Origin of the sequence: Streptomyces bobili, assembly GCF_002154575.1 — a bacterium.
GTDB classification, from domain to species: domain Bacteria; phylum Actinomycetota; class Actinomycetes; order Streptomycetales; family Streptomycetaceae; genus Streptomyces; species Streptomyces bobili.
Window position 1 is genome coordinate 380 of sequence record NZ_MUBA01000200.1, and the last position, 19,335, is coordinate 19,714.

Annotated in this window: 16 protein-coding genes; 5 read left to right on the top strand and 11 right to left on the bottom strand. The window is 72.0% G+C overall.

All coding sequences use genetic code 11. From position 1 onward, the window contains the following. Positions 1–121: 121 nt before the first annotated feature. Positions 122–694, bottom strand: coding sequence for a TetR/AcrR family transcriptional regulator (locus BZL64_RS16935; protein ID WP_086770025.1), 573 nt, complete (start codon positions 692–694; stop codon positions 122–124). A gap of 190 nt (positions 695–884) precedes the next feature. Between BZL64_RS16935 and BZL64_RS16940 the strand changes: the two genes are divergently transcribed. Next, entirely contained in the window at positions 885–2,009 is a 1,125-nt protein-coding gene (locus BZL64_RS16940; RefSeq protein ID WP_397683597.1) for a hypothetical protein, read from the top strand. A gap of 140 nt (positions 2,010–2,149) precedes the next feature. Here the strand turns inward: BZL64_RS16940 and BZL64_RS16945 are convergent, their stop codons facing one another. Then, positions 2,150–3,499, bottom strand: coding sequence for a jacalin-like lectin (locus BZL64_RS16945; protein ID WP_086770026.1), 1,350 nt, complete (start codon positions 3,497–3,499; stop codon positions 2,150–2,152). A 243-nt stretch (positions 3,500–3,742) separates the two neighbouring features. On the opposite strand from BZL64_RS16945, the gene BZL64_RS16950 reads away from it, so the two are divergent. Beyond that, positions 3,743–4,033, top strand: coding sequence for a hypothetical protein (locus BZL64_RS16950; RefSeq protein ID WP_143663176.1), 291 nt, complete (start codon positions 3,743–3,745; stop codon positions 4,031–4,033). A gap of 154 nt (positions 4,034–4,187) precedes the next feature. On the opposite strand, the gene BZL64_RS16955 is transcribed toward BZL64_RS16950, so the two are convergent. Together BZL64_RS16955 and BZL64_RS16960 are read right to left on the bottom strand one after the other, a co-directional pair. Then, positions 4,188–5,612, bottom strand: a complete 1,425-nt coding sequence (locus BZL64_RS16955) for a DHA2 family efflux MFS transporter permease subunit (RefSeq protein WP_086770028.1) — start codon at positions 5,610–5,612, stop codon at positions 4,188–4,190. A 10-nt stretch (positions 5,613–5,622) separates the two neighbouring features. Then, positions 5,623–6,249: an NADPH-dependent FMN reductase gene (locus tag BZL64_RS16960; RefSeq protein ID WP_086770029.1), complete on the bottom strand. Its 627-nt coding sequence runs from the start codon at positions 6,247–6,249 to the stop codon at positions 5,623–5,625. Positions 6,250–6,409: 160 nt separating this feature from the next. Here BZL64_RS16960 and BZL64_RS16965 point away from each other — a divergent pair, with 160 nt between their 5' ends. Continuing rightward, positions 6,410–7,096 carry a TetR/AcrR family transcriptional regulator gene (locus tag BZL64_RS16965; protein ID WP_086770030.1) on the top strand — a complete coding sequence of 229 codons (687 nt, stop codon included), beginning with the start codon at positions 6,410–6,412 and terminating at the stop codon, positions 7,094–7,096. A gap of 120 nt (positions 7,097–7,216) precedes the next feature. Here BZL64_RS16965 and BZL64_RS16970 read toward each other — a convergent pair whose 3' ends face one another. The 4 genes from BZL64_RS16970 to BZL64_RS16980 form a co-directional block, all read right to left on the bottom strand. Then, positions 7,217–10,126, bottom strand: coding sequence for a glycoside hydrolase family 2 TIM barrel-domain containing protein (locus BZL64_RS16970; protein WP_086770031.1), 2,910 nt, complete (start codon positions 10,124–10,126; stop codon positions 7,217–7,219). 13 nt (positions 10,127–10,139) lie between these two features. Next, the gene (locus BZL64_RS41190; protein ID WP_319178776.1) at positions 10,140–10,274 is read right to left on the bottom strand and encodes a hypothetical protein; all 135 of its coding nucleotides are present in this window, start codon (positions 10,272–10,274) and stop codon (positions 10,140–10,142) included. After that, positions 10,271–11,494 (bottom strand): ROK family protein, encoded by a 1,224-nt coding sequence (locus tag BZL64_RS16975; RefSeq protein ID WP_086770032.1) that lies wholly within the window; start codon positions 11,492–11,494, stop codon positions 10,271–10,273. The genes BZL64_RS41190 and BZL64_RS16975 overlap by 4 nt, the downstream gene beginning before the upstream one ends. Before the next feature lie 219 nt (positions 11,495–11,713). After that, entirely contained in the window at positions 11,714–12,958 is a 1,245-nt protein-coding gene (locus BZL64_RS16980; protein ID WP_086770033.1) for an FAD-binding protein, read from the bottom strand. A 146-nt stretch (positions 12,959–13,104) separates the two neighbouring features. Here BZL64_RS16980 and BZL64_RS16985 point away from each other — a divergent pair, with 146 nt between their 5' ends. Together BZL64_RS16985 and BZL64_RS16990 are read left to right on the top strand one after the other, a co-directional pair. Next, positions 13,105–14,469 (top strand): radical SAM protein, encoded by a 1,365-nt coding sequence (locus BZL64_RS16985; RefSeq protein ID WP_086770034.1) that lies wholly within the window; start codon positions 13,105–13,107, stop codon positions 14,467–14,469. 312 nt (positions 14,470–14,781) lie between these two features. Next, positions 14,782–16,269 carry a cellulose binding domain-containing protein gene (locus BZL64_RS16990; protein ID WP_086770035.1) on the top strand — a complete coding sequence of 496 codons (1,488 nt, stop codon included), beginning with the start codon at positions 14,782–14,784 and terminating at the stop codon, positions 16,267–16,269. Between the two features lie 61 nt (positions 16,270–16,330). Here the strand turns inward: BZL64_RS16990 and BZL64_RS16995 are convergent, their stop codons facing one another. From BZL64_RS16995 to BZL64_RS17005, 3 genes are all read right to left on the bottom strand, one after another. After that, complete coding sequence (locus tag BZL64_RS16995) at positions 16,331–17,995, bottom strand: alkaline phosphatase D family protein (protein WP_086770036.1); 1,665 nt, start codon at positions 17,993–17,995, stop codon at positions 16,331–16,333. Positions 17,996–18,217: 222 nt separating this feature from the next. Continuing rightward, complete coding sequence (locus BZL64_RS17000) at positions 18,218–19,018, bottom strand: anti-sigma factor RsbA family regulatory protein (protein WP_086770037.1); 801 nt, start codon at positions 19,016–19,018, stop codon at positions 18,218–18,220. Next, positions 19,015–19,335: STAS domain-containing protein (locus BZL64_RS17005; RefSeq protein ID WP_244205368.1), on the bottom strand; the 321-nt coding region annotated here is incomplete at its 5' end. The genes BZL64_RS17005 and BZL64_RS17000, both read right to left, overlap by 4 nt.

A 19,335-nucleotide genomic window follows, 5' to 3' on the forward strand; every position in this document is an offset into this window, starting at 1 on the left:
GACCCGGAGGGCAACGAGTTCTGCGTGGAGCGCAGTGCGGCCGAGCGGGCCGCGCAGGCGGGCTGAAGGCTCTCCCGCCGACCCGCCCGCCCCTATGTGAAGCGATGCCCGAGGCTTTCGGTCACTCGTCGCAGGGCCAGTGCGTCAGGGCCGCGTGGAGAGCGTCGATCGCCTTGTCCCACGAGCGTTGGACATCGCGAGGGGCGCCGAAACCGCCGCCGGCCTCCAGGGCGCAGTACCCGTGGAAGGTGCTCCGCAGCAGCCGTACGGCGTCGGTGAGGTCGGGTTCCTCCAGGCCGTACGCGCGGAGCATGCCGTAGGTGATGTCGGCGGTGCGGCGGAAGGACGGGGCCTCGGCGACCAGGGTCTGGTCCATGGGGATCTGGGTGGCGGCGTACCGTCCCGGATGCTGGAGCGCGTACTCGCGGTAGGTGCCCGCGAAGGCCGCGAGGGCCTCCTTTCCGGCGCGGCCCGCGACGGCCAGAGAGATCCGGTCGATCATCTCCGCGCCCGCGTACAGCGCGAGGCGGGTCCGCAGGTCATGGATGTTCTTGACGTGCGAATACAGGCTCGCGTCCTTGACGCCGAACCGGCGGGCGAGTGCGGAGAGGGTCACGTGGTCGAACCCGGCCTCGTCCGCGAGGTCGGCGGCGGCCTCGACGAGGAGGTCCGGGGTGAGGCCGGCTCGGGGCATGGGAGGCGCCTTGTTCGTAGGAGGCATGGGCGGGTCAGGGAGGATCCTAAGGCTGTCTCGACCGGTCGCTTCGCGCCGGAGGCGGCGCGGTCACGGTCGCTCACCTCGCCGGAGGCATGCGAGCGACTTGTGGAAGACTGCGAGATCGTTTACACCGTCCTTGCTCGTGAACATGGGAAGGCGCTTACTGGTGGTCGGCAGATCCCCCGATGGATCCGGGAACGACGGCTCGTCCATATCCGACGACGAACTTCGGGCCTTCCTCGAGGAGAGCGAACGCGGCGCGGCACATTCCGCGCCGAAGGAGCCCTCGGCCCGTGCCCGCATGGTCACCGAGCGGCTCCGGCAGCAGGACGCCCGTGGTGAGGGGCCCCAGCCGTGGCGCCCGGGCCCGGCCGCGACCGCCGGACGTCGGCGGAAGGTGTGGCCGTTCGTGGGCGTCGCCCTGGCTGTCTGTGCGCTTGTGGTGTCGCTGAAGCCGTCGTTGCTGCCCGGCGACCCCTTCGGCTCGGGGCAGCCGAAGGACGAGACGGTGTCGCTGCCGGCGGAGACGGCTGCCCCCACCGCCGCGCCCGGCCCGGCGTCGGAGGAAGTCCCCACCCTCGACCGGCCGTTCGCCGGTTCGCCGGCGGCCGGCTGGGGCGACGGGGAGGCCGGGATCGTCCTGCCCGCCGCGAAGGCCGTAGGCACGGTCTCCAAGGAACGCGTCGCGCAGGCACTGGAGTTGACGAAGAAGCTGCTGATCGGCGCGAATCTCGACCGCCGGACGCTGCGCGGTGAGCGTCCCGGGGCCGCGCTGGCGGTCCTCGACCCGGGCCAACCCGGCCTGCTGGACGATCTGAACGGTTCGCTGCGCTCCCCGGACGAGGACCACGACCCGCTCGCACTCTTCAGCCGCTTCGATCCGGACGAGGTGCGGCTCGTCGGTGACGTGGTCAAGACCCGCGGCCACATGACGTTCACGAAGGGCAAGTACGCCGGCGTCGCCGTGCACGCCGACTACACCTTCGTCTATCCGGTCTCACGGGCCGACGGAAGCACCGAGGTGACGCGGACGATCGTGCGTCGCGTCCTGCACGCGGAACTCCCCGACCCCGCCGAGTACGACGCCGCCCCCGGCCGGCTCACCCTCGTCGAGTACAACGGTGACCTCGGTAACGACACCTGCGACGTCCATGACGGCTTCCTGCATCCTGAGTTTCCGAGCGCGGAACCCACGGGACCGTCACCCACGGGCCCGACCGAGGACCCCTACGACCGCAGCAAGAGTTTCGAGGACAGCCTCTCCGACTGCGGCACGGTGTCCCGCGTCTGACCCCGCCCGGCCTGTGCGGACGCCGTGGAGACGTTCCGGGCCCGGTCCCTGGCGGGACCGGGGTGCCGCCTGCCTGCGAACTGCGGGCGGGACCGGGATGCCGCCTGCCTGTGAGCGCGGGCGGCGCCCCGGCCGCGGCTCTAGCCGATCGGTGCGTACACCAGGCCCAGCTTGTCCACCTCCGCGCCGGCACGGCCCGTGAAGCCGACGATCTGCCAGCCGGACGGGGCCGTGAAGGTCCTCGTGTCGGAGCCCGCCGTCCCGCTCGACAGGGTGCGGCCCTTGTCGGTCGTGAAGGACGCCGAGAAGATGCGGGTACGGCCGTCCTTCTGACCCTGCGTCAACTTGGCGGAGGCGAGGTGCTCTCCTGCCGCCAGGGTCAGCGAAGTGGCCGTGCCGCCGGTGCCGCCGTGCGTGAGGGTCGTACCGCCGTCGTGGGTCAGGGAGACGGCGTCCACGCGGGAGGCGCCGCGCAGGGTGAGGGTGCGGGGGGACGGGGTGGCCGGCAGGTCGTCCGCGTCGCTGAACGCCGTACCGTGGGGGCCGCCGAAGAAGTCGCTGGCCCGCAGGGTGGAGTTGAGGGTGTAGGAGAAGTCCACCGTGTGCGGGAAGTGGTCGGAGAGGTTGCCTCCCGCGGAGTCCAGGAAGGCGGCCCACTCGTTCTGGTAGCGGGTGGCGTCCAGGGACAGGAGCTCGCTGCCGCGGTAGAGGACCTTGTCCACCACCTCGCAGTCGTTCGCCGGGGCCGTCGTCGGGCAGAGCAGGGGGTCCCCGCCCTGAGCCGGCGGCGTACCGCCCTTGACCAGCTCCACCCACGGGTCGGTGAGACCGTTCTCGGCGACGAGGGTGCGGATGTTGTCGTCGGCGCGCGTGTAGCGCGTGTTGGTGTCACCCATCACGATCACCGCGTTGCCGGCGGAGTTCGCCCGGATGAAGGTGGACAGCTGCTGGATGTTGGCGCGGCGGGCGGCCATCGCGTCGGCCGTCGAGTCGGCGTTGGTGTGCGCGTTGTACAAGTCCAGGAAAACGCCTTCGGCAAGGCGCACCCGGGCCAGCGAGAATCCCTTCGGGGTCAGGCAGTTGGTGCCGGTGCAGGCGTTCCACCGCACCCGCTCGAAGTCCTCGAAGGCATAGTCGGAGAGGGTGTTCATGCCGTCGCCGAACGGCACACCGCCGCTGGTCGCGGTCCGGTAGGGGTGGTTGTCGCCCGCGTAGAGGGCCGCGTGGTAGTTGAAGTCCTCCTGGACGTTGACGATGTCGTACGCCCCCAACCGCGGTGAGATGAGCGGGGTGTTGGTCGCCGGCTTGCCCGAACTCAGGCCCTCGGGCAGGCCTGCGACGTTGTAGGTGAGGACGTTGAACGAACCGGTGGTGGCCGCCGCGGCGGGCGCGGCGGAGGTGGTGGCCGCGGAGGGCGTCGCGCCCGTGGCCGCCAGGCCGGTGAGGGCCAGGGAAGCGGCCGCGAGGGTGCCGAGGAGTCGTCGTCTCATGTGGGGGTGTCTTCCGGTCGGGGCGGAGTGCCAAGAAAGGTGAACGCTGCTCAGATTCGGTGGCAATCAGTGTGACGCGAAAGGTCGGTTGAGGGAACAGTGAGAGACGGGGCGAGCTGCCGTGTCCGGGTCGGCCCCCGATCACCCCGAGGTCGTTCAAAGTTCATGTTTTGCCTTGATCCTCCTCATGCGGCGTGCGCGCGTCGCGAAGGCAGCCGCGGAAGGCAGCGGCAACCGGGAGAGGTGACCGGAGGCGCTCCGGACGCCGTGGGCCGAGCGGTCCTGTACCGCGGGGCAGGCCCCCTGCGCGGCACGATGACGGTCGAGGAGGTGCTGTCCGTCTCCGCGATCGATCGCGTCACGGTGCTCCGCTCGGCCGGCCGACCTCGTCTGGGCACACAACTGGTGACGTGCGGGCATGTTCGCCCGCAGTGGCAGGGCGGTGAGTTGGTCCTGGCGGCGATGCCGGCCGTCGGTGGCACGCTGGTGCTTTTCGAGGTGCCCGAGCCGACGCCCTGCTGCGCGGACCATTGAGGGCCGCGTCCCCTGGGACACCGGTTACGTGGTGGCGGGCGGCCGTACCCCGGTGGCGGGGCCGGACGGGGAGCCCTGCCGGGACGAGGACCGAGACCGTTCACGCGACCGGTGCCGGCATCCCCCGCCGTCAGGCCCTCGGCCGACCCCGCCCTCAGGCTCCCGGCCGACCCGGCAGTCGTACCGCCGGTACGAGCGCCAGGGCCAGCAGGCCCGCCGCGACGAGGTAGGCGGTGCGGAAGCCTGCTGGGTCGAGGCCGGTCGCGCCCAGGACGACGGAGACGAGGGCGGTGCCGATGGAGGCGCATACCTGCGTGGTGATGCTGAGCGCGGTTCCCGCGGCGGCCATGCGGTCCCTCGGCAGGTCGCGGGACGCGGTGGTGGTCGTCGGCATGAGGACCATTCCGGAGCCGACGCCCATCAGCATGGCGGCGAGCAGCGGTTGCCAGGCCGGGACGTCCTCCACTCCGGTCAGCAGGCCGGTCAGGGCCATGCCGAGGGTCCCGGTCACGATCCCTGTCCGGATCAACCGGCGTGGGGAGACCTTGTCGACCCGGCGTGCGGCGATCTGCATCGTCGCGCCGATGGTGAGTCCGACGGGTGCCCCGAGCAGCCCTGTCGCGGTCGCACTCAGGCCCCGCACCTCCTGCCAGTACACCGGGCCCAGGAGCATCGACCCGAAGTAGCCGCAGGTGAACAGAGCGAGCGTGCCGATGCCGACGGCGAAGGTCCGGTCCGTCAGCAGACGGAGGTCGAGCAGTGGGTGACGGACCGTCAGGGAGCGTCGTACGAAGCCGAATATCATCAGTGTTCCCGCGAGCGCCGGCGCCAGCGTGCCCGGGGACGTGAAGTCGCCGCCCTCGCCTCCCCTGGCCAGCCCGTACAGCAGGAGTGCGAGACCCGGCGACAGCATCAGCAGGCCGGGGACGTCCAGCTTCGGCACCGGGCCCGGACCGCGGGGCGCGTCGGGGCGCAGAAGCTTCACCGCGAGTGTGAGGGCCACCGCGCCGATGGGCAGGTTGACCAGGAAGATCCAGTGCCAGGAGGCGACGTCGAGCAGCCACCCGCCGAGGACCGGACCCGCCACGGGGCCCACCAGTACCGGGAGGCCGAGCCAGGCCATGGTGCGGCCGAAGCGTTCCCGGTCGGCGGCGGCCATCGCCATGCCCATCCCCACCGGCATGAGCAGCCCGCCGCCGAGGCCCTGCACCACGCGGAACGCGATCAGGCTGGGCGCGTCCCAGGCGCACGCCGCGAGCAGCGAGCCGAGCGAGAACAGTGTGAGCGCGGTCAGGTAGGCACGCTTGGCGCCGAGCCGGGCCATGATCCAGGGGGCCGTGGGGACCGCGGCGGCGAGCGCCAGTGTGTAGGCGGTCACGGTCCACTGGATGGTCTCCAGCGGTGCGCCGAAGGTCCCCGAGAGACTGCGCAGTGCGACGTTCACGATGGTCATGTCGAGCACCGACATCACGGAGCCGATGATGACGACGAGGAGCGTGCGGTTCAGGGCCGCGGAGGAGGCGCCGGGCGTGTCCCGCCCTGTGCCGACGTCCCCTCCGGTGGCCTCGGTCGCGGACATCTCCCGCCCCTCAGCCCTCGTAGGGGTGGGCCGCGCGAGCGGTGCGCAAGGCCCGGCCCCACCACGCCAGCTGGCCGAGCATGCCCTTGGCGGCGCCCTCGCACACGGCGGCGTCCCGCGGTGCGCCGTCCTCGCCGAGGCCGGACCACGGCCCGTGCAGGCTGACCGAGTCCCGTACGGTCGTGGCGTGCAACTCCGCGAACACGAGCCGCAGTTGCTCCACCGCGCGGATGCCGCCCGCCAGTCCGCCGTAGGAGACGAAGCCGACCGGCTTGGCCTGCCACTCCGGGTGGTGCCAGTCGACGAAGTTCTTCAGCGCGGCGGGGAAGCTGTGGTTGTACTCGGGCGTGACGACGACGAACGCGTCGGCGGCGGCCAGCCTCGGCGAGACCCCGGCCAGCGCGGCCACGGTCTCGGGCGCCGGTGTGCCGCCCCAGCCGGGCATCACGAGCGGCAGGTCGAGGTCGGCGAGGTCGACGACGTCGAAGGACAGGTCGTCGCGGCCGTCGGCGGCGCCGAGGAACCAGTCGGTGACGGCTCGGCCCTGCCGGCCCTCGCGCACGCTGCCGACGATGACGGCGACGCGGAGCGGAGCCTCGCGACCGGTGGTGGTGGATGTGGCGGTGGGTGCGGACATGGGTGTCCCCCCTGTTTCTGCCCAGGCCCCGTCGAGGGGGCGGCTGCCGCGCGACCGCGGCTTCACGTTCGGTAAACTACAACGAGCGTTGTAGTAAGTACAACGCCCGTTGTACCTAGTCCGTCGGACCTAGTCCCTCGTCATGCGTGAGGAGTCGAGCGTGGGCAGCACCAATGAGGCATGGCTGGAGAAGGCGCGACGTGAGTTCCCGCCCCGCAAGGTGGAGAAGTGGGTCGCGCTGGCGGGCGCCGCCTGCACCGTGTTCGGCCGAGAGGGCTATGCGCGTGCCTCCGTGGACGCGCTCGCGGCCGAGGCCGCCGTGTCGACGCGCACGCTCTACAACCACTTCCCCGGCGGCAAGGCCCAACTGTTCAGCACCGTCGTCACCTGGACGTCGGGCACGGTGAAGGATGCCCAACTCGCCCTGCTGAACGCCGTGCTGGACCCCGAACGGCCGCCGCGCCCGGAGGACCTCGAACGCGACCTCACCGTCCTGGCGCGCGGCTTCGTCGGGCTCATGGCGGACTATCCCGACCACTTCGCCCTGGTCCGGCACATCCATGCGGAGGCCGACCACGTTCCGCCGGAGGTGCTCCAGGCGTGGCGGGAGGCCGGGCCGGCGCCGGTCGGGCAGGCCTTCGCACAGTCGCTGGAGGCCCTCGCCGAGGCCGGCCTGCTCGATGTGCACGGGGACGCGGCCCTCGCCGCCACGCACTTCACGGCGCTGATCTCCCACACCCTCACCCAGCAGTCCCACTACGGGGTACGGCCCCTGCCCGAGAAGGAGACGGAGCGGCTGATCACCGGCGGTGTGGCGGCGTTCCTGCGGGCCTACCGTGCCGCGTGAGAACCGGGCTCCGAGGTGGGCCGGCACCCCGGCGGTGACGCCGCCGGCCGGTGAGGGACCTCTGCCGAGGCCGGCCGGGTCGTCGCCCGGCCGGCCACCGTCACTCTCGGCGCCGCCGGTTCAGTCGGTCTTCGTGAACACGAAGGAGAATGCGGCGGGACGGGCGTTCAGGAAGTACCGCGGCAGCGGGCCCGGACCGCAGGACTGGGAGCCGATGCCGTGCTGCCCGTGGTCGAGGTTGACCCACACGGTCGGGCCGGGCACCAGGTCGGTGCGGTGCCGGGCCGCGTCGAGCTGCTCGTTCGTCCAGCGCCGGGCGCTGAACCAGAACTCCGGTTCGCCCTCGATGTACAGTCCGCCGATCTCCGCCCAGCGCACGTCGGCACGGGCGCCGTTCTCCTGCGGGCGGACGTACGGCGTCTGGAGTTCGTCGATGCTCGCGTCCCACTGAAGGAGCTTCGCCGCGGCCCTGGTGTCCGGGTACGCCTCGCCGGCACTGCCGAACCAGGCCGCGGACTCCGTGGCCGCCGCCGACAGCCCGAAGCGGACGCCGAGCCGGGGCAGCGGCACCCTCCAGTCGCCCTCGGGCACGACGGAGACGGTGAGGCGCAGCCGGGTTCCGTCGGACGTCCAACGGAACACCGTGCGCAGGCCCACGTCGGCGCCGGCCGGCGCCACCCGGGTCCGTACCGTCAGTGCGTCCTCGCCCGACTCGACGGCTTCCAGGCGGTGTTGCATGCGATGCAGGCCCAACTGCCGCCACAGCGAGCCGTACCGGGTGTCGTCCTGCCAGGACGCGCCCTCGTCGTTGTCGGTGGGCGCGCGCCACACGTCCAGGCGCAGGCCGGTGACGTCCACCCCGCCGAGGGACCGCAGGTCACCGGTGCGGGCGTCGAAGCGGGCCGGGCCGAGCGTGATCCGGTCGCCGTCGGTCTCGGGCCGGGCGCCGGTGGCCGCCGGCAGGGGCCCGCGGGGCGCGACGGTCTTCTGCGTCCAGGCGACCTCGTGGGCCCGGCCCGCCCAGGGGGTGTCCACGGCGAGCAGCGCGCGGACCGTCCACTGGACCTCGTCACCCTTGCCGTCGGGCGCGGGCGCGGGCAGCTCGACCTCCGCCGACTCACCCGGTGCGAGCGGCGGCACGGCGAGCGTGTGCGCTCCCGTGGGGAATCCGTCCACCTGGTACGAGAACTCGAACGTGAGGTGGGAGAGATCGGTGAAGTCGTACCCGTTCGTCACCCGCACCGTGCCGTCCGAGCCGTCGCCCTCGATCCGGACCGGCTCGATGACCTTCTTGTACTCGACGAGCCCCGGTGACGGGGTCCGGTCCGGGAAGAGCAGGCCGTCGCAGACGAAGTTCCCGTCGTGCAGCTCCTCGCCGAAATCGCCGCCGTAGGCGTATGCGTAACGGTCGTCCTCGATGCCGTGGTCGATCCACTCCCAGACGAAGCCGCCCTGGAGACGCTCGTGCGCCTCGAACAGCCGCTGGTAGTCGGCGAGTCCACCGGGTCCATTGCCCATGGCGTGGCCGTACTCGCACAGGATGAAGGGCAGCCGGCGCCGCCGCTCGGTCCCGCCGTCGAGGCCCCGGCCTATGCGTTCGACCTCGTCGTGGAAGGTGTACATGCGCGAGTACATGTCGGTGTCACGGCAGTCGAGGTCGCCCTCGTAGTGGACGAGGCGCGAGGTGTCACGGCCGTGGATCCACTCGGCCATAGCAGTCAGGCCGCGGCCGGTGCCGGCCTCGTTGCCCAGCGACCAGATCACCACCGAGGGGTGGTTCTTGTCCCGTTCGACCATACGGGCGGCGCGGTCGAGGAGGGCCGGGGTCCAGCGGTCGTCGTCGACGGGGTTGTCGCGCCAGTCCTGTTCGACGAAGCCGTGGGTCTCCAGGTCGCACTCGTCGATCACCCACAGGCCGTACTCGTCGCACAGCCCGAGGAAGGCGGGGTGCGGCGGGTAGTGGGAGGTGCGGACGGCGTTGATGTTGTGCCGCTTCATCAGCAGCACGTCCTCGCGCATCGTCTCCAGGTCGAGCGCGCGGCCCCGTACGGGATGCCACTCGTGCCGGTTGACGCCCTTGAACAGCACCGCCGTGCCGTTCACCTTGATCAGGCCGTCCTCCAGGGAGACGGTGCGGAAACCGATGCGCAGCGGGATCCGCTCGCCCTCGGTCACCAGCTCGCCGTCGTACAGCCGGGGTGTCTCCGCGCTCCACGGTGCGACGGGGACCGTCACCGGCTCGCCCGTCGCGACATCGATGTCGAGGCCGGGCACGGTCACCCGCCCGTCGACCTCGGAGTCGACGCGCAGGGTGCCCTCGCCCGCCACATGGTCGTAGGAGGCGTGTACGAAGAAGTCCAGGGCGCTGCCCGCCGGGCGGTGCAGCAGCGTCACGTCACGGAAGATGCCCGGCAGCCACCACTGGTCCTGGTCCTCCAGGTACGAGCCCGCCGACCACTGGTGGACCCGGACCGCCAGCACATTGCCCTCGGCCTTGAGCAGGTGGCCGACCGCGAACTCGTGCGGCAGCCGCGAGCCCTTGAACTCGCCGATCTCCGTGCCGTTCAGCCAGACCCGGGCACACGACTCCACACCGTCGAAGCGCAGGACCGCGCCGCCCTCCGTCAGAGCGGGCCAGTCGCCGGGCAGGTCGAAGACCCGCAGATGGTCGCCCGTCGGGTTCTCGGTCGGCACCCGCGGCGGGTCGACCGGGAACGGGTAGAGGTGGTTGGTGTAGATGGGCGAACCGTGCCCCTGGAGGACCCAGTGACCGGGGACGGCGACCTCGGCCCAGTCCCCGGCGTCATAGCCCGCCGCGGCGAACGAATCGTCCTGCGCGTCGGCCGTCGCCGACAGCCGGAAACGCCAACTACCGTTGAGGGAAAGGGAGTTGGCATCCGATCCCGCATACCAGGCGCGGGGCGGGAGAGCCCCGGAGCCGGGTGAGACGTCCTCGACGTAGGACACGGCCGACGGGGGACCCCCCGTCCGGGCGACGCGGGAAGCGGGGGAGGAGGTGCGCGAAGACATCGGTCTCCTTGGCTCAGCCCTTGACGCCGGTCCGGGCGATCCCCCGCACCGGCCGGCGCCGGCGGAAGGGGAGGACCAGCGACAGGGGCAGGATGGACATGGCCGTGGTCATGAAGATCAGGTGGTGGTCGACGGTCCGGTCGGTCATGTACGACCCGCAGCGCGTTGCGCGCTCCGTTGGCCCACCGACTGCAGCGCCCCTTCGAGTGCGAACGTCGCCGCGCCGAGGCAGACCGGGTCGGTGGGAATCGGGGAGAGAACGATCTCCGTGGCGGCCAGCGGACGCCGCAGCGCATGCCGGGCGACGGCCTCGCGGACCTCGTCGAGAAGGGGCTCGCCGAGCCGGGCGGCGACCCAGCTGCTCAGTACGACGACCTCCGGGTTGAGGAGGTTGACCAGGTCGGCGATGCCGGCGGCCAGGTACCGGGCGGTGTCCCGGACGACCTGGACGGCCACCGGATCACCCTCGGCGACCCCGCGGGCCAGGGCGTCGACGGTGGCGGTCTGGTCCTCCGGATGCAACAGCGGGCTGTGCGCGCTGAGTTCGCGCAGATTCTGCATGATGCCGGGCGCGCCGACGTACGTCTCGACGCAGCCGTGGTTGCCGCAGTGGCACGGCCGTCCGTCGAGCACGAGCGTGGTGTGCCCCCATTCGCCGGCGCTGTTGCTGACTCCCCGGTGCAGGCCGCCGCCCAGCACCAGCCCCGCGCCGACCCCGGTGCCGAGGTTGACGACGACGGCGTCCCCGTGCCCGCGCGCGGCGCCGAACCACAGTTCGGCCACCGCACCGGCGCGCAGCGGGTTGTCCAAGTGCAGGGGATACGCGATGTGTTCACCGAGCAGGTCGAGCAACGGGACGTCGTGCCAGTCCCAGTTGGGCGCGTACTCGGCGATCCCGGTGTCCCGGTCCACCTGCCCCGGCACGCTCACGCCGACGCCGAGGACCCGGGCCGCCTCGACGCCCGCCTGCGCGACGACCGAGCCCACGGCCGCGGCGACATGGCCGACGACCTGCTCCGGGCGGCTCTCGCCGGGGCGGATGTCCTCCTCGGCGCGGGCCAGCACGTTCAGCGCGAGGTCGAACAGCTCGACATGGACGTACGTCTCCGCGATGTCCACGCCGATCAGCGCGCCCCCGGCGGCGTTGACGGCGACCAGGCCGCGGGGCCGGCCGCCGGCCGAGTCCTCGAAGCCGACCTCCGTGAGCATGCGCAGGTCGAGCAGTTCGCCGACCAGGGTCGCGACGGTGGCGAGGCTGAGGCCGGTGGCCGCGGCCAGTTCCTGCCGGGAGGTGGGGGACCGGGCGATGATCTGGCGCAGCACCTCGTAGCGGTTCGCCGTGCGGATGTCACGTGAGGTGCGCTTCACCGGAGAGCCCCCTCTCTTCCGTGCCGACGACCGGCAGATCTTCCGTGCCGACGACCGGCAGACCGGCAACTGGTCAGACCGGCAACCGGCAGACCACGACCGGTCAGACCAGCAAGCGGCTCCGGCACCGGCACCGGCGCCGCGTCAGGCTATGACGTGCGCCGGAGTTCGACAAGGGGTTAGGAAAGGGGGTTTACAAAGTCGCGCCGGGGCGGCTGCTCACGTACCGAGGACGTCACGCACGAAGGCGTTGGTGAACGTACCGGACGGATCCAGTTCCCGGGCCAGCGCCCGGAAGTCGTCGATGCGGGGATACCGCCCGCGCACCACGGACGCGGGCAGCTCGTACACCTTTCCCCAGTGCGGCCGCGGCTCGAACGGCTCCAGCGCGGCCTCCAGCTCCCGCACCACCGGCAGCACGGCCGCCGTGTCGTCGGTCCAGGTGAAGTGCACGGCGACGGAGTCCCGTCCATGCGCCGGGCTCAGCCACTGCTCGTCGGCGGCGATGGTCCGCACCTCGCAGGTCTGCAGTACGGGGGCGACCGTCTGCCGGATACCGTCGATCGCATACAGAATGCCGGCGGCGTGCTCGCGTGGCAGCAGATACTCGCTCTGCAACTCGTTCCCGCTGCTCGGCGTGAACTCCGCGCGGAAGTGCGGCAGCCGCTCGTGCCACGGTCCCGGCACCCCGAACTGCTCCGTGCAGTTGACCGCGGGCATCCCCGGCACCGGATGCAGCGCCTCGGTGGCCGGCGCCGCCCACGGGAAATCGGCCGGTGCCTGGTCGGTGCGCCGTTTGACCCACACCTGCCGGAACCCGGGCGCCCGCCAGTCGGTGAACAGGCTCACGCTGTACGCGGCTGCCGCGACCGCCTCGAAGTCCAGCCCGTCCAGCGGCAGTTCGGTGAACACCTGCTGCTCGACATCGAAGGCCGGCTCCAGGTCCAGGGTGAGCGCGGTGACGACACCGAGGGCGCCCAGCGAGGTGACGGCCCCGCCGAACCGCTCGTCGCCCCGCCCGATCACAAGGGTCGACCCGTCCGCCGTGACGATCTCCACCTCCCGCACCGGCGCCGCGAGGGGAGCGTTGCCCACCCCGGAACCGTGGGTGCCGGTCGCCACCGAGCCGGCCACCGAGATGTGCGGCAGCGAGGCCATGTTCGGCAGCGCCAGCCCGTGCGCGTGGACCCGCCTGGCCAGCTCGGCGTACCGCACGCCGCCGCCGACCCGTACCGTCCGTGCCGCCGTGTCCACCTCGACCTCGGCGGGCAGCGCGCCGAGCGACAGCAGTACCCCGTCCGCGCCCGGCTCGGCGATCGCGTTGAAGGAGTGCCCGCTGCCCAGCACCCGCACCCGCTCGCTCGCCGCCACGAGCGAACGCAGCGCGTCGAGCGAGGCGGGACGGTGCAGCTCCTTGGCGGTGTACGTGATGTTGCCCGCCCAGTTGGTCACGGTCTCGGCCATGCGGTCGCCCTCCCGAGGAGATCGAGAAACCAGGAAATTCCCAGGTGGAACCTACCCTGCCCGCAACACGAGGCCCCCCGCCCCCGCCCCCGCGCGACCGGGGGCATACCGTGAGGAGTCGTACGCCTGAGCCAGGAGGAGAAACGATGGGCAGCCGTACCGCGCTGGTCGAGGATCTGATGAAGCGGTTTCCGCATGTTCCGCGGGAGGCCGTCTTCAAGGAGGACCTGCTGCGTGGAGGTGTGGCCTTCGACCCCTCCGCGCTCAGCGACAACGAGGGCGGCGAGGTCAAGCCCAAGTCGTACTTCATCTTCTCCTTCGACCACGGCACCCTTCCCGAGCTGGGCGAGGCCGCGCTGCGCCGCCCGCCGGAGGAGATCATCCTCACCGGCGGCCCCTACGACCTGCGGCGCACGGTCGTCTCGGTCCGGGTGAACCCCGCCTCGCCGTACCGCGTGGCCGCCGGACCGGACGGGCTGCTCGGCCTCTACCTCGACGGGAAGCGCATCTCGGACGTCGGCGTGCCGCCCATGCCCGAGTACTACCGGCACAAGCTCTCCAACGGGAAGTCCGTCATGGAGGTGGCCCCCACCATCCAGTGGGGTTACCTGATCTACCTGACGGTCTTCCGGGTCTGCCAGTACTTCGGCGCCAAGGAGGAGTGCCAGTACTGCGACATCAACCACAACTGGCGCCAGCACAAGGCCGCCGGCCGGCCGTACACGGGAGTCAAGGACGTCGAGGAGGTCCTCGAAGCCCTGGAGATCATCGACCGTTACGACACCGCGAAGGTCTCCACCGCCTACACGCTCACCGGCGGCGCGATCACCAAGACGGTCGCCGGGCGTGACGAGGCGGACTTCTACGGCCACTACGCCAAGGCCATCGAGGAGCGTTTCCCGGGCCGCTGGATCGGCAAGGTCGTCGCCCAGGCCCTGCCGCGCGACGACGTGCAGCGCTTCAAGGACTACGGCGTGCAGATCTACCACCCCAACTACGAGGTGTGGGACCGCCGTCTGTTCGAGCTGTACTGCCCGGGCAAGGAGCGCTACGTCGGCCGCGACGAGTGGCACAAGCGCATTCTCGACTCGGCGGAGATCTTCGGCGCGCGCAACGTCATTCCCAACTTCGTGGCGGGGGTGGAGATGGCCGAGCCGTTCGGCTTCACCACGGTCGACGAGGCGATCGCGTCCACCACCGAGGGCCTGCGCTTCTTCATGTCGCAGGGCATCACCCCGCGGTTCACCACATGGTGCCCGGAGCCGACCACTCCGCTCGGCAAAGCCAACCCCCAGGGTGCGCCGCTGGAGTACCACATCCGCCTGCTGGAGGCCTACCGGGCCACGATGGACGAGTTCGGCCTGTCCTCGCCCCCCGGCTACGGCCCGCCCGGCCCCGGCAATGCCGTCTTCTCCGTCAGCTCCTTCATGGACAGCCTGCCGGCGAACGAGCCCTCGGCCGCGAAGGGAACCGTGCAGGGAGCCACGGAGGACGAGCCCTCGGCGGTCTGAGGGAGACCCGATCCGGGTCTCGGCGGTGACGGGTGCGGACAGCGGTCGAGGAAATTTCCACGATAACTTCCACCGCGTTGAGTCGATGGGCGGTCCGCGCCCGTACTGATGGTCCGGGAGACCTCGGTCGTGAACCACGCGGCCGTGCTCTCCGGCACCGTTCCGGCACATGTCCTGACATTCGTCTGACATCTGAACAGGGCGCTTGTCAGTTGTGCGGGAGTCGTGAAAAGCTCTGGCTCTGCCGCGAGGTTCCCCCCAACTCCATTGCCGACATGTTGAGTTGACCTTGCTTGTGGATGCAGGAGACTCATGCCCGACCTGCCGACCCCCCAGGACGCCGCCGAGGCCGCGCTCTTCTCGGAGTGCTGGGACGCCGTCCTGTCGTACGCCGACCTGTGCACCTCCGGGTCGACCGCGGCCAACCAACTGGCCCGCGAGGCGTTCGCACTCGGCATACGTGAGGCCCGTGCGGCCGAGGAGAGTACCCGGCACGGAGCCGGCCGACGCGCGTCCCGGCTGCCCCGGATCCCCCTGCTGCTGACCGCCGTACGCACCACGGCGGCGGCCTGGGAGGCCGCGGGGCAGGGCCACAAACTCGACCCCGACCTGCGCCTGTGGCTGAACTCCGGCAAGGCCGCCCGGTACATCGGACCGCCCCTGCGCCGGCCCATCGCCCTGCGCGGGCTGCGGGACATGCAGGAACCGGACGCCGCACTGCTGTGGCTGGCGGAGGTGGAGGCGCTCCCGCTGCGCGCGGTCGCCCGCCGCCAAGGGCTGGACCCGGCCGCCGCGATGGAGGAACTCAACCAGGTCCGCGGCCTGTTCCGGGACCGCTGCCACCGCAACCATCTCGACACGCCGATGGACGCCGAGTGCCGCAGCTACGTCCGGCTCCTCGACGCCGTCACGCGCTCGCCCGTCGCCGAGACGCCCGAGGACCTCTCCCGCCACCTCGCCACCTGCGTGGAGTGCGCGGAGGCCGCGGCCTGTCTGCGACTGCACGGCGGCGGGCTGCCGGCGGCGCTGGCCCAGGGCGTGATCGGCTGGGGCGGACTGGCCTACCTGGAGCGCCGCCGCCGCGCCGCCGAGGTGCGGATGGGCGCCGGCCGGCCCGCGCCCGATCCGGACGGCGAGTGGGGCGACCCCGCCGCGAACAAGGCGCGCACCCTGCGCAACGGCCTGCTCGTGGCCGCCGTCCTCGTCTCCGCGCTGGCCCTCGCCGTGTCGCTGATGCCGTTCGGCGAGAGCGACGACTCCGCGCAGGGCGGCCTCCCCACCGACAGCACGCCGGTGGCCGGCGCCGGCAGCCCGGCCGGTCCGTCCGCCGGGCCCGGCACCTCGCCGTCGTCGACCGACACGGGCACCGGCACGCCCTCCGGCACGCCCTCCGGCTCGGCCAAGCCGTCCGGTGGCGGTACGCCCTCGGCGACGACCCGGACCGATCCGGAACCCCAGGGCACCTCGTCGTCCACCGAACGTACGGCGGCCTGTGAGGTGGTGTACGACCTCGTCAACCAGTGGCCCGACGGCTTCCAGGCCACCGTCACCGTGACCACCGCCGAGGCGCTCGACTCGTGGCGGGTCGCCTGGTCCTTCCGGGACGGCCAGCGGGTCGACCAGATGTGGGACGCGGCCGTGGCGCAGGACGGCCCGCGGGTCACCGCCTCCGCCGCCGACTACAACAAGGACGTCCCGGCGGCAGGCTCGCTCTCCTTCGGCTTCCTCGCCTCCTGGCAGAACAAGAACACGGCACCGTACGCCTTCAGCCTCAACGGCGAGGCCTGCACGCTGTCCTGACCCGTCGCCGGGCGACAGGGGCGAGTCACGTCGCTCGGTGCCCTCGGTGTCGAAACCGGTGTCACACAGCCGTCAGCCCCGGATTGCCCGCCTCCGTGACGAAGGACGCCGCCGTGGAGACGGGAGAGCCCGGGGTCGTCACCGCGGCCAGCGTCCTGAAGTCGGCGCGGGCCGTGTCCGGCGTCAGCCGCATCCGGACATAGCCGCGCCGCCCGTCGTAGAAGCGCAGGTGCGGGTTGGCCGTGAGGTAGGTCTGCCAGTTGGCGGGCCGCTCGGTGCCGTCCTTGCCACTGGCGACCGACGTGGCGACGATCTCGGTGCCCACCGTGCGCGACGCGGGATCGTCGAAGTCGGCCTTGATGTCGAAGGCGTAGCCCACGTGGACGTCGCCGGTCAGTACGACCAGGTTGCGCACCCCGGCCGACTGCGCCCCGGTGAGGATGCGGCCGCGGGAGGCGCGGTAGCCGTCCCAGGCGTCCATCGACATCTTGGCCCGCACGTCGGTGGACAGTCTGCGCTGGGAGAAGCAGACCTGTTGCGGCATCACGTTCCATACGGCGTCGGAGGCCCGCCAGCCGTCCAGCAGCCACCGCTCCTGAGCCGCGCCGGTCATGGTGCGCGCCGGATCGTCCGACTCGGCGCCGGGGGTGTGCTGGACGTCGCCGTAGGCCTGGTCGGAGCGGTACTGGCGGGTGTCGAGGAGGTCGAACTGCGCGAGCGAGCCCCAGTGCAGTCGCCGGTAGAGCGGCAGGTCGGGTCCGACCGGCGCCCGGTCGGCGCGCAGCGGCTGGTGCTCCCAGTACGCCCGGTAGGCGGCGGCCCGGCGCAGCAGGAACTCGGCAGCCGGGCTGCCGTGCTCGTCGACGGCGCCGGCGTAGTTGTTCTCCGTCTCGTGGTCGTCCCAGGTGACGACGAAGGGATGGGCGGCGTGGGCGGCGCGCAGGTCGGGATCGCTCTTGTAGAGGGCGTACCGCAGCCGGTAGTCCTCCAGGGTGACGGTCTCCCGGTCGAACACCGCGGGCAGCACCCGGTCCGCGTAGCCGCGCGCGCCGCCGGCCGAGTTCACCGGGTACTCGTACAGGTAGTCCCCGAGGTGGAGGACCATGTCGAGGTCCTCCTGCGCGAGATGCCGGTGCGCGGTGAAGTACCCGTCGTGGTACGCCTGGCAGGACACGGCCGCGAAGGTGAGGGCACCGGGGGCGGCCCCCGGTGCGGGGGCGGTCCGCGTGCGGCCGGTCTCGCTGATCCAGGGGCCCGTCCTGAACCGGTAGTAGTACGGCCGTGCCGCGTCGAGGCCGGTGACGTCGACGTGCACGGTGTGGTGGTACTCGGGCAGGGCGAGGGCGGTCCCGCTGCGCACGACCAGGCCGAAGCCCTCGTCGTGCGCCAGCTCCCACTCGACGGCGACGCTCTGCCCGGCCAGGCCGCCGCCCGGTTCGTACGGCGCCGGAGCGATCCGCGTCCACAGGACCACGGAGTCGGGCAGCGGGTCGCCGGAGGCGATGCCCAGGGTGAAGGGGTCCTCGGAGATCCTCGCCGGGTCGAGCCGACGGGCCGCGGTCGCGCCCCGCGCGGGGACATGGGTGGCGAAGGCGAGGGCCGCGGCGGCGGCGGTCAGGGTCAGGAAGCGGCGGCGGCCGAAGTGCCGGGCGGCGGCCTGCAGTTCTGGGCCGTGGAGTCCGACGGGACCGGAGGACGGGATGCGGTGACGGCCGATCGGACGCATGGGGCTCGGCTCCCGTGAGGATCAGGGGGCGTCTGCGGCCTCGGCGGCCGGAGCCCGCGGCGCGGGCTTCTAGATGCTAAGCGGACAATCCTCACAATTCCGTCAGGTGTGACGTTTCTTCGGGGTGGTGGTCGCCGGACGGTACGGCGGCCGGGACAGCTTGACGTGGCGTCAGCGCGTCGGCCCCGGCGGGGACGCGCGCGCGGGTGGGCCGGGGTTCCGCTACAGGCCGAGGTAGAACCGCACGGTCGTGCCGTCCGGTGCCGTGTGCAGACGCACCAGGTCGGCCACGTAGTGCACCAGCATCAGCCCCCGGCCGCCGATCTGGCCGCGCGCCGGCGGCCTGCGGCCGGCCAGCGGATCGGTCAGCCGGCCCCGGTCGCGGACCTCGCACACGACCTGCCCGGCCTCGGCCCAGATCCACAGCGTGCCCTGTCCGCCGCCGTGCACCACGCTGTTGGTCGTCAGCTCCGCGACCGCCAGTTCCACGTCCTGGAGGCGCTGCCCGCCCAGGCCGAGCCGCGCGGCCCGGCCGACGGCGAAGTGGCGCACCTCGGGCAGTTCGGCGGAGCCGAAGGAGAGGACAGCCGCATCCGGGGCGGGCACGAGGACCTCGTTGTACCGGTCCACCACGGCCTGCCAGTCGTAGGCGTCGCTGGCCCGCTCGCGGCCCTCGGTGATCAGGGTGGGGTGGGTGATCCGTGCGTCGGCGAGTACGTCCGTGTCCAGCCGGGTCTCGTCGTAGGGGCACAGGATCGTCGCCGCCCGGCCCTCGAACGCGGCGTTGATCAGCGCCTCGTGCTGCGCGCACGCCGGGTACTCCACGGAGCTGCGGCCGGCCCAGACCGGCTCCCCGATGATCCGCACGCGCGCGTGCGGANNCTCGCCGAGGGCGAGGCCCTCCCGGACGAAGGCCACCGTGCGGTCGGCGTACTCCCGCCCGTCGCGGTAGAACAGCGCCGGATGGGCGAACGTCCCCTCCTGCTCGCCCTTCTCGTCCTTGCGGTCGGCTGCGGTCGTCATCGCGGCGCCACCTCGATCCCGGGCAGTGCCGGCCAGAACAGGGCCAGTACGCGCGACAGTTGCGGGGGCGGGTACTCCACGACGACCCGCCCGCCCGGCAGGTTCATCGCGGTGACGGCGAGCGCCGACACCCCGGCCACGTCGACGAAGCCCACGCGGGACAGTTCCACGTAGGACACGTCCGCGTGCCGTCGGGCCAGTCCGGCCAGCGCCTCCTCCCAGGACGGGCGGGTGGCGACACCGATCTCGCCGCTGACGCGGATGCCGGCACGGCCGGACAACGGGCTCACCTCCAGCACGGCACCGCCGTGCGCGGG